General features: G+C 73.0%; 11 protein-coding genes and 1 riboswitch. Of the genes, 8 read left to right on the top strand and 3 right to left on the bottom strand.

The annotated features are described in order from the left end of the window. The coding region (locus EBN88_RS25750; protein ID WP_267902606.1) for a YwqJ-related putative deaminase at positions 1-365 on the top strand (365 nt) is incomplete at its 5' end. Next, complete coding sequence (locus EBN88_RS25745) at positions 362-814, top strand: SUKH-3 domain-containing protein (RefSeq protein ID WP_122399454.1); 453 nt, start codon at positions 362-364, stop codon at positions 812-814. The genes EBN88_RS25750 and EBN88_RS25745, both read left to right, overlap by 4 nt. A gap of 61 nt (positions 815-875) precedes the next feature. Here the strand turns inward: EBN88_RS25745 and EBN88_RS25740 are convergent, their stop codons facing one another. The 3 genes from EBN88_RS25740 to EBN88_RS25730 are packed head-to-tail and all read right to left on the bottom strand — an operon-like array spanning position 876 to position 3057. Further along, on the bottom strand, positions 876-1727 hold the full coding sequence (locus EBN88_RS25740) for an ABC transporter permease (protein WP_122399453.1): 852 nt from the start codon (positions 1725-1727) through the stop codon (positions 876-878). Then, positions 1724-2668, bottom strand: coding sequence for an ABC transporter ATP-binding protein (locus EBN88_RS25735; protein ID WP_122399452.1), 945 nt, complete (start codon positions 2666-2668; stop codon positions 1724-1726). Before EBN88_RS25735 ends, EBN88_RS25740 begins: the two co-directional genes overlap by 4 nt. Then, positions 2665-3057, bottom strand: coding sequence for a GntR family transcriptional regulator (locus tag EBN88_RS25730; protein ID WP_122399451.1), 393 nt, complete (start codon positions 3055-3057; stop codon positions 2665-2667). Before EBN88_RS25730 ends, EBN88_RS25735 begins: the two co-directional genes overlap by 4 nt. 106 nt (positions 3058-3163) lie before the next feature. Between EBN88_RS25730 and EBN88_RS25725 the strand changes: the two genes are divergently transcribed. From EBN88_RS25725 to EBN88_RS25700, 6 genes are all read left to right on the top strand, one after another. Further along, on the top strand, positions 3164-3559 hold the full coding sequence (locus EBN88_RS25725; RefSeq protein WP_147472844.1) for a hypothetical protein: 396 nt from the start codon (positions 3164-3166) through the stop codon (positions 3557-3559). A 208-nt stretch (positions 3560-3767) separates the two neighbouring features. After that, complete coding sequence (locus tag EBN88_RS25720; protein ID WP_147472843.1) at positions 3768-4484, top strand: hypothetical protein; 717 nt, start codon at positions 3768-3770, stop codon at positions 4482-4484. Positions 4485-4596: 112 nt separating this feature from the next. After that, a riboswitch (SAM riboswitch) is annotated at positions 4597-4705 on the top strand. 116 nt (positions 4706-4821) lie between these two features. Further along, a complete protein-coding gene (locus EBN88_RS25715) occupies positions 4822-6033 on the top strand; it encodes a peroxidase-related enzyme (RefSeq protein ID WP_122399448.1) in 1212 nt (403 codons plus the stop codon). Between the two features lie 135 nt (positions 6034-6168). Next, positions 6169-7269 carry an ABC transporter substrate-binding protein gene (locus tag EBN88_RS25710; protein WP_122399447.1) on the top strand — a complete coding sequence of 367 codons (1101 nt, stop codon included), beginning with the start codon at positions 6169-6171 and terminating at the stop codon, positions 7267-7269. Beyond that, on the top strand, positions 7266-8480 hold the full coding sequence (locus EBN88_RS25705; protein WP_233580962.1) for a FecCD family ABC transporter permease: 1215 nt from the start codon (positions 7266-7268) through the stop codon (positions 8478-8480). The genes EBN88_RS25710 and EBN88_RS25705 overlap by 4 nt, the downstream gene beginning before the upstream one ends. Further along, the gene (locus tag EBN88_RS25700) at positions 8477-9325 is read left to right on the top strand and encodes an ABC transporter ATP-binding protein (RefSeq protein ID WP_122399446.1); all 849 of its coding nucleotides are present in this window, start codon (positions 8477-8479) and stop codon (positions 9323-9325) included. Before EBN88_RS25705 ends, EBN88_RS25700 begins: the two co-directional genes overlap by 4 nt. The last annotated feature ends 43 nt before the right edge of the window (positions 9326-9368 follow it).

The raw sequence follows: 9368 nt of genomic DNA, 5'->3' as shown, positions 1-9368 counted from the left end.
ACAAGCACACGCGTCCCACCAGCTCCGCCGGCCTCACCGTCACCGACGCTGCGGGCAACCAACACACGTTCACCGGCGCCAGCATCAAAGGCGGCGGCGACCACAACCTCCACCCGGACGTCCAGGCGGCCTACGACAGAGTTCCACAGGACATCCGGTTGCCGGGTAACCAGCACAGCCGGTGTGGTGAGGCCGAAGCCCTCACCAACGCACTCAACGCCGGGGTCGACCCACGGGGAGGCACCATGGCGGCGGTGAACGTACGCGCGGAGGGGAACCCTCGCCACGGTGAGATCAAACCAGTCTGCGACTCGTGTCAGCACGTACTCGATCAGTTCGGAATCAACGGATTAGGGCAACCATGACAACTCAGGAATCACACAGGTGGTCAGAGAGCACGGAGAGGGCCCTTCGCGCTGCCGGTTGGTTCCCGGGGCGGCAGGTGGAAACGGCGCACTGGGAGACAGCCCTCGAAGAGCACGGCGGATTCGAGATCCACGAGGCGGCGCGTGTCTTCCTGCAGGAGTTTGGAGGTCTTCAGGTCGAACGTGCCCCTGCGATGACCACGCTTGGACGCACGCCCTTCGTCCTCGATCCACTCGCGGCCGAGTGGGAGGAGGAGATCTTCGACGTTCTAGGCGAGCAGGCAGGTGTCCCGCTCTACCCCGTGGGCGCTACCGATCGGGGTGGCATCTACCTAGGCCTGTCACCGAAGGGCGCGATGTACTCGGGCCTGGACTACGTCCGACTCGTAGCGGAAACGCCGGACGCCGCTCTTGAGCGACTCGTGGAAGTTGAACGCCCCACCTCCTGACAGGAACTCTGACGGCTCATCCATCCGGGAGCCGGTGGCCTCCGCCCCCTGTGCGGCCCCGTCAGGGCAGGCGGCGGCGTAGGGTCCGGAAGGTGGCGGCTGTTGTGGCGGCGGCGAGGGTCAGGACAAGGCCGGTTTCGGCGAGTTGGATCGGCCAGTAGTGGGCGGTGGGGTGAATGCTCGCGTAGAAGTCGACCGCTCCGTGGTCCGCCAGGCAGGTGGCGAGGTCGCCTGGGGCGGCCTGGGCGCCGCAGGCGAGGCCGCTGGCGCGTTCCCCGGTCTCCAGGATCATCCCGAACTCGAGCTGGTCGACGTGGTTGAGTTCGGGCCCCCACGGGCCTCGGACCTCGCTCGCCGGCCAGAGGGAGGAACGGACCCGGTCGCCCAGGTGGTAGGCCAACCAGATGCCGCCGAGGGCCAGGCCCGCCGCCGGGAGGGTGCGCCGGGTGAGCAGCGCCGCCAGCGCGCCGAGCGCCAGTCCGAGCAGGACGTATGCCGGGCCCACCGGTCCGGCGGCGTGGAAGTACTCGCTGTGCCACCGGTTGACCCCGTTGTCGGGACCGGTCAACCACGACCACCGGAACAGCGCGGTCAGCGCCGCCGTTCCGCCGAGGAGCGCGGTCGCAGGGACGGCCAGCTTCGCGGCGAGCCAACGGGCCGGGGTGACGGACTGGGTCCAGGCCAGGGTGGCGGTGCCGCGTTCCAGTTCCCGGCCGATCAACGCGGCGCCCAGGCAGGCGGCGATGGCGCACGGCAGCCAGGCGAGGAGTTGGGCGTTCCGGAGTTCGTCACCGGCGTTCAGCACGCCGGCCCCGGCGACGACCAGCGCCGCCCAGCCCAACAGCGGCACGCGGTGCAGCCGCAACAGCGCCCGGGTAACTCCGTGGCGCGGGGAGTGCGAGAGCGTGGTCATGCGGCGGCCTCCTGGTGCGGTGTGGGCGAGGCGCTCCCCGTGAACAGGGCGGGAGCGCCGGGGTTGCGCAGGTGGGCCAGGACCAGCTCCTCCAGGGAGGGCCTCTCGACCAGCCACGAGGCCGCGTTGACCGGCCCCCGCGAGCGCACCAGCGCGGTGTGGCCACGGCCGGTCGCCCCCGACTCCACGACGGTGTGCGGCGCGAAGTCCCGGGAGGTGCCGGTGAGTCGGGCGTGCGCGGCCAGGATCTCCTCGTTCTCGCCGGCGAGCCTGATCCGCCCGTTGCCGAGCAGCAACAGGTAGTCGCAGGCGCCCTCCAGTTCGGCGAGGACATGGGAGGACATGACGACGGTGGTGCCGTGTTCGACGGCGACGGCCAGCAGGGTGCCCATCAGCTGGTGGCGCGCGAGCGGGTCGAGGTCGGCCATCGGCTCGTCGAGCAGCAGCAGTTCGGCGCGCTTCCCCAGGGCCAGCGCGAGGGCGACCCGGGTGCGCTGGCCCCCGGAGAGGGTGCGGATTCTCGCGTTCGGTGCCGGGGCGGCGTTCGGTGCCGGGTCGGCACTCGGTGCCGGGTCGGCGCCGTACGCGACGCGTTCCGCCACCTCCTGGTCCCAGCGGCCCCGGTTGAGTTCGGCGCCGAGGCGGAGCGTGGCGGCCACGGTGAGCTGGGGGTAGAGGGGGCGGGTCTGCGCCACGTAGCCGATCCGGGGCCGGGACTCGGCCGGGCCGGCGCCGAGCACCCGCAGGGTTCCGGCCACGGGGCGGAGCATTCCGGCCGCCAGGGACAGCAGCGTGGACTTGCCGGCCCCGTTCGGTCCGACCAGTGCGCAGACGCGCCCCTCGGGCAGCCGGAACGAGCAGTCCCGCAGGACCGGTTCGCGCCGGCGGCCGTAGCGCACCACGAGATCCCGTGCCTCAAGTGCCGCTGGTTTCCTGCTCATTGCTCTCCCTCGGTGAACTCCTGCTCCAGAGCGGAGCCGAACAGCGCGGCGACGTCCTCGCGGTCGAGCCCCGCCGCGCGGGCGCGCCTCATCCAGTCGGTCAGCTCGTCGGCGAACGGCGCGCGGGTGGCCGCCGCCGGCGTCCGCGGGGACTTCCGGACGAACGTGCCGAGGCCGCGCCGGGCCTCCACCAGGCCCTCGCGCTCCAGTTCGCGATAGGCCTTGAGCACGGTGTTCGGGTTGACGGCGGTCGCCTCGACGACCTCGCGGGCGGTGGGCAGTTGGTCGCCGGGCTCCAACAGGCCGAGCCGCAGGGCCTGCTTCGTCTGCTGGACGATCTGGAGGTAGGTGGCCACACCGGTCCTCCGGTCGATCCGGTACTCGATCACCCAACCACCCTTTCACTAATTGAGTAGTGAAAGGGTGGTGGAACGGGCGGCGGCATGTCAAGTCGGTTCCCTGGCGGTGGGGTTGGTCAGCCGGGACACTGGCCCCATGCCGTCCACCCGACGCGGCCATGGTCGAGGACAGGGCCTTGGCCGTCGCCCGCGCGTCGAGGGCATCTTCGCCTCCGACATCCAGGTGTTCCGCTTCTACCCGGACGGGACGGTCCTTGACGTGTTGGTGAAGCCGGCCCCCGGACCGAACCAGGCCGCCGCGATCGAACGCTGGCTGCGGCCGGGCACCGCCCCGCGCGGCGTGCACCGTTCCACGTACACCGTCGACGGTCGACGGCTGTCGTTCACGACCCGGAGCCATGTGAAAGAGGCCCGCGTGACGGTCCAGGGGGTCTGGCACGGCGGGGAGTTGGTCCTCGACCTGACGGGCGGGGGGCGCACCGAGAAAGCCCGCCGTTTCCGCCGCCTCGACACAGGGCGTTCGCTCCGGTGACCTCCGCCGGTGCTCGCTCGGGCGCCGCGCTCACGCCCGTCCGAACCGGCCCCGGCCGACCCCGATCAGGTGGTACCCCTGGAGGAGCAACAGAGGGCCGTTTTCGCCCTGCACGGACTTTCTGACGACACGGGCAGCCCTTGAGAGGGTCTCCGCGTGTCCGTTGTGGGCTGCCGCTCGCCGGGTGGCTCGCCGTAGGGTCGGGCAGATGGCTGGTGAACCGGTGTCGTCGGTGGGGCTTCCGCCGCCGTGGTTGGCGCGGCCGTCGGGGGTGAGGCCCGGGCGGGCGGTGGTCGCGGGGTTCGAGCGGCTGTTGGCGGGGTTGGGGCGGCCGGGGACGGGCGGTGCGGTGCCCGTGATCGACTACCGGCTGGCCGCGCCGAAGTGGCGGTTCCTCTGCCATGCCGTGGACGTCGGCGGTCTGCTGCCGCACGGCAGCGGCGATCCGGACATTCGGGTGCTGGAGCCGCGACAGCCGCAGGACGACTCGGAGTTGGGGAGTCGTCCCGGGGTCTACGCGGCGGCGGACGGCATCTGGCCGATGTTCTTCGCCACGGTGGACCGGGAGCGCCACCGGTTTCTCATGAGCAGCATGGGCGCGCGGCCGGGCGATCTGGGGCCTCCGGCGCCCGCGTTCTACTACTTCTCGCTCACCGCCGAGGTGCTGGCGCGGCGCCCCTGGCGGGCGGGCAGCGAGTATCCGCTGCCGCCGGACGGGTTCGAGCTTCAGGCCCCGGTGGTGGCGCGCGGCGTCCGGGTGCGGCCGGCGCAGCCGGTCTGTCCCCGGCCGGTGCGGCCGTTGGCGCGGATCGCGGTGGAGCCGGCGGACTTCCCGTTCCTGGGGCAGGTCCTGCCGCACGACGACGAGGAGTTGCTGGCGATGGCGGAGGCCGAGCCGTTGGGCTTTCCCTGGTTGGGGCACTGAGCGACCCGGAACGCCTTGGGGCGCCTGGGGCGTGTCCACTTCGTGAACAGTTGTCTCACATATCGGACAAAGGCTTTCCTGGGGCCGCCCGGGTGGGCTAGGTTGCTCCGCAGGTCAAGAGCGCCAGCGCCAAGTCCCGGCTTGCTGGCCGGCAACCCTCCTGCACGGTGGGGTGCCCCCGGGACGACGACCCGGCCGCGGTGACGCGGCAAGCGTGCTCCTCGTGAGAACTCGTCCCGGTCCTCGGCGTTCTGGGCTCGATGCTCTCGTCACGTACCCGACACGTTTGCCCCGCCCCCTCGGCCGCCCAGCGACCGAGCACGACGAGGCGGACACCATGAGCACCACCCCCGAGGCCAGGCCGGAGGCCGGCCACGTCACCGGCCAAGTGGCCGACGACATCGGCCGGTTGGCCGGCCTGAACGAGCGGATCGCGGCGGCCCGCGCCGGGAAACCGCTGGTGATCGAGCGCGCCCAGCAGGCCGGGGAGGCGCTGTTCGAGGGGAACGCGCCGGTGCCGGCCCCCGTCCGCCGGGGCCTGGCCGCGCTGGCCGCCCGCTGGCACGGGCTCGACGACCTCGTGCGCCACCACGCGGACCGAGACGCCGATCCCACGTTGTGGGACGACGCCCTGCCCGCCGACCCCGCGCTGCGCGCCGCCGTCGCCCATGTCGATCTCGTCACGCTCTCCCCCGCGTTGGCCACCCGCGAGGACCTGGACCGGCTGGTCGCCGCCGGCTGGTCCACGGACGCGGTGGTGACCATCTCCCAGACGGCGGCGTTCACCGCGTTCCAGGCCCGCGCCATCCAGGGCCTGCGCCTGCTCCAGGGCCTGGCCCCCGACCCCGCGCCCGCGCCGGCGCGCCCCACGCCCGGGCGCGGCCGCCGCAAGAGCGCCGCGCGGACCGCCGCCAACGGGCGGGAGCGCCCGGTCGCCTACACCCGCGAGCCGCTGTCCTGGACGGCCTGGGCGCCGCCGGTGCCGACCGACGAACTCACCGAGGAACAGGAGGCGTCGTTCCGGGGCAAGACCAACGGCGAGTACTTCCGGCTCCTGGCCCGGCTGCCCGCCGTGCTGGCCGCCCGCACCGCGCTGGACGCCGCGATCTTCGCCACCCGGGAGGGACTGCCGCGCGCCGAGCGCGAGTTGGCCGCAGCCGCGACCAGCAAGGTGACCGACTGCGTCTACTGCGCCTCGGTGCACGCCCGCAAGTCCGCCCAGCTGTCGAAGCGCCCCGAGGACGTGGACCGGCTCCTCGCGGTCGCCCTGGAGCGGGACGCCGACTGGCTGCCCCGGGACATCGCGCCGTTGGCCGAGGGCCAGGACGAACGCTGGGCGGCGATCGTCGAGTTCGCGGCCGCCCTGGCCACCACGCCGGTGACCGCCACGCCCGACCAGGTCGCGCGGCTGCGCGCGCTGGGCCTGACCGACGCCGAGCTGACCGACCTGGTGGCGGCGACGGCCTTCTTCACCTGGGCGAACCGGCTGATGCTCAGCCTCGGCGACCCCTACTGGCCGGACGCGACAACGACGCCGCAACAGCCCTGACCGCGACAGCCCTGACCTGACCGGCCCTGGCCGAACTCACCGCCCCGACCGAACTCACCGCCCCGCCCGCAGCCCGCGCCCGGCCGTCCCGGCCGGGCGGGCCCCCGTAGCGAACGATCCCGAAACGGAAGCACCATGAGACAACGCCACGCCCGCGCGTCCGCCCTCCTCGCCCCCGTCGTCGCCCTCGCGCTGGGCGTCGGGGCCTGCGGGACCGTCACCGAGGAGTCGGCGGAGGGGGGCGACGGCAGCGGCAACGGCGGCGCGGAGAGGCTCACCGTCGTGGACGACGTCGGCCGCACCGTCGAGTTGGACGGCCCGGCCGAGCGCGCGGTGATCCTCAACAGCTACGGCAACGAGTTCGCCCAGGCCATCGGGGCCGGCGACCGGGTCGTGGGCTATGACCGCGTCTCCGCCTCGCGCCTCCCCTACCTGGGGATATCCGACGACGAGGTGGTCAGCGAGGACCTCCAGGAGATCAACTACGAGTCGGTCGTCGAACTTGACCCGGACGTGTTCATCCTGCCCCGCAACGGCGCCTGGCAGGAGGCCAGCGAGCGGCTGGAGTCCTTCGGCATCCCCGTGGTCGTGGCCACCGCCTGGGACTTCGACGTGTTCCACGAGACCGTGGACCTGCTGGGGCAGGTCTTCGGCGAGCCGGAGGGCGCCGAGCGCGTCGCCGGCTTCTACGACGAGATCTTCGGCGTGATCAGCGAACGCGTCGCCGACGTCGAGCCGGTGCGCGTCTACTGGGAGACCGAGCAGCCGTACCTCACCGGCCTGCCCGGCTCCGGCTTCGACCAGATCATCGTGGCCGCCGGCGGCGAGAACGTCTTCGGCGACCTGGACACCGGCGGCGACGAGCAGGCGGAGACGACGGTGGACCCGGCGTCGATCCTGGAGCGTGACCCGGAGGTCGTCGTCCACGAGTTCGGCCCCTCGGCCGAGCCCACCGGCCAGGGCCGGTTCGACACCCTGGCCGACGAGCTGCTCGGGCGGGCCGGCTGGGGGAGCCTGTCGGCGGTCGAGGACGGCCGCGTCCTCGTGACCAACGGGTGGGCCACCAGCGGCCTGTCCAAGGCCATCGGGGCGCTCTACCTGGCGAGTTGGCTGCACCCTGACGCGTTCGCCGACGTCGATCCGGACGCGTATCTGGCGCGCTGGGTCGAGGAGTTCCAGGGCGCGGACTTCCCGGGCGCCGACGCGTACATCCAGAGGGTGGCCGATTCGCGATGAGCCCCACCCCACGGGACCCGGCGGCGACCGCCGTCCGGGCCGAGTTCGAGAAGGGCGACGGCGCGGCGGGCCCCGGAACAGGCGGCGCGGCGGCCGGCGTTGGCGCGGGGGCAGGGTCAACGGGCGGTACGACCGCCGGCGTTGCCGCCGAGAACGCCGCCGGCCGCCCGCGTCGGCGGCGGCCCGCGTGGGCCGGGCGGCCGGCCGTGCTGTGGATCGGCGCGGTGGTGTCGGTCCTGGTCTCGGCCTGGTGTGTCACGGCCGGAACGACCAACGCCGGGCTGCTCGACGTCTGGCACGCGGTGCGGCTGCGCGTCTTCGGCGGCGTCCTGACCGAGGACTTCTCCCAGACCTACTCCGTGATCATCAACCTGCGGCTGCCCCGCGTGCTGTTGGCCTTCGCGGCCGGCGCCGCGCTGTCCCTGGCGGGCGTGGTCATGCAGGGCCTGCTGCGCAACCCGCTGGTCAGCCCGTTCACCCTGGGCGTCTCGCCGGCCGCCGCCTTCGGCGCCGCGCTGGCGATCCTGCTGACCGGCGGTTCGGCCGGCTCCGGCTCCTGGCTGGTCATCGGCTGCGCGCTGGGCACCGCGTTGGGTGTCTCGGCCCTGGTGCTGGGCCTGGCCTCCGCCAAGGCGATGTCGGCGGCGACCCTGCTTCTGCTGGGCATCGCGCTCACCCAGCTGTTCGAGGCGATGACGGCCGCCCTCCAGTTCGTGGCGGACGAGAACACCCTCCAGGCGATCGTCCGTTGGACCTTCGGCTCGGTGAACGACGCGGGCTGGAGCGATGTGGGCCTGGTCGGGGCGTGCACGGTGGCGGCGCTGCCGCTGCTGCTGTGGTTCAGCCGCGACCTCAACGCCATCGCGTTCGCGGGTGACGACGCCGCCAAGAGCCTGGGCGTGCATGTCACGGCGGTGCGGGTCGGGCTGATCGTGGTGTCGGTGGTGCTGGCCGCCGTGGTGGTGTCGTTCTGCGGGGTGATCGGCTTCGTCGGCCTGGTGGGCCCGCACATCGCCCGGCTGGCGATCGGCGCCGACCACCGCTATCTGCTGCCGTTCTCCTTCCTGACGGGTGGGCTGCTGCTGGTGGTCGCGGACACCGTGGGGCGCACCGTGCTGGCGCCCTCGGTGATTCCCGTGGGCATCGTGGTCGCGTTCATCGGGGCCCCCGTCTTCATCAACCTCATCCTCACCAGGAGGGCGGCGCAGTGAGTCTCGACGTCGCGTCGGTCCGGTTCGCCTACCGGCGCAACCAGGTGCTCAAGGACGTCAACCTGCGGGTGGCGGAGGGCGGGTTCTGCGCCCTGCTCGGCCCCAACGGTTCCGGGAAGTCCACGCTCACCAAGATCATCGCCCGGGTGCTGTCCCCGGCCGGTGGCACGGTCTCGTTCGGCGGCCGGGACCTGCTGGCCACGGCGCGCCGCGAACACGCGCGGGTGGTCGGCTATGTCCCGCAGTCGGGGGCGACGCCGTTCGACCAGACCGTGCGAGAGGCCGTCCTGTTGGGGCGCACCCCGCACATCGGGCTGCGGCCGACCCGGCGGGACTGGGAGACGGTGGACGCGGCGATCGAACGGCTCAACCTGTCCGAGCTGCGCGACCGCCCGCTGTCCCAGCTCTCCGGCGGCCAGGCCCAACGGGTGCTGATCGCGCGGGCGTTGGCGCAGCAACCCCGGGTGCTGTTGCTGGACGAGCCGACGTCGGCGTTGGATCTGCGGTACCAGATCGAGACGCTCCAGATCGTCAGGGCGGTGACCAGGGAGGAGGGTGTGACCGCGTTGATCGCGATCCACGACCTCAACCACGCGGCGCACTTCTGCGACCAGGCGGTGCTGTTGGACGGCGGACGGGTGGTCGCTGACGGCCCGCCGGCGGAGGCGTTCGACGCGGCGGTGCTCAGCCGGGTGTACGGGCTGGACGTGCGGGTGACGCGGGGCGAGCACGGCGTCGAGGTGCGGCCGGCGGCGCTGGAGCCGGCGTTGGCGACGGGGAACGGCGCGACGGCGGCGGCAGCGGCTCTCGGGGGCGGCGCGGGGCTGCCGGCGGAGTCGGCGTGACGGCGCGCGGAACGGCGCACGGAACGGGCGGGGCCGGCGCGTT

The organism is Streptomyces triticirhizae, from assembly GCF_003696235.1.
Lineage (GTDB): Bacteria > Actinomycetota > Actinomycetes > Streptomycetales > Streptomycetaceae > Streptomyces > Streptomyces triticirhizae.
Note: the sequence above shows the minus strand (reverse complement) of the source record. Positions and strands in the feature narration are given on the sequence as shown.

Coding starts and splice junctions, on each gene's coding strand:
- EBN88_RS25725 (WP_147472844.1), top strand. CDS start 3,164: ATGCCGTCCACCCGACGCGGCCATGGTCGAGGACAGGGCCTTGGCCGT.
- EBN88_RS25710 (WP_122399447.1), top strand. CDS start 6,169: ATGAGACAACGCCACGCCCGCGCGTCCGCCCTCCTCGCCCCCGTCGTC.
- EBN88_RS25720 (WP_147472843.1), top strand. CDS start 3,768: ATGGCTGGTGAACCGGTGTCGTCGGTGGGGCTTCCGCCGCCGTGGTTG.
- EBN88_RS25740 (WP_122399453.1), bottom strand. CDS start 1,727: ATGACCACGCTCTCGCACTCCCCGCGCCACGGAGTTACCCGGGCGCTG.
- EBN88_RS25715 (WP_122399448.1), top strand. CDS start 4,822: ATGAGCACCACCCCCGAGGCCAGGCCGGAGGCCGGCCACGTCACCGGC.
- EBN88_RS25745 (WP_122399454.1), top strand. CDS start 362: ATGACAACTCAGGAATCACACAGGTGGTCAGAGAGCACGGAGAGGGCC.
- EBN88_RS25705 (WP_233580962.1), top strand. CDS start 7,266: ATGAGCCCCACCCCACGGGACCCGGCGGCGACCGCCGTCCGGGCCGAG.
- EBN88_RS25735 (WP_122399452.1), bottom strand. CDS start 2,668: ATGAGCAGGAAACCAGCGGCACTTGAGGCACGGGATCTCGTGGTGCGC.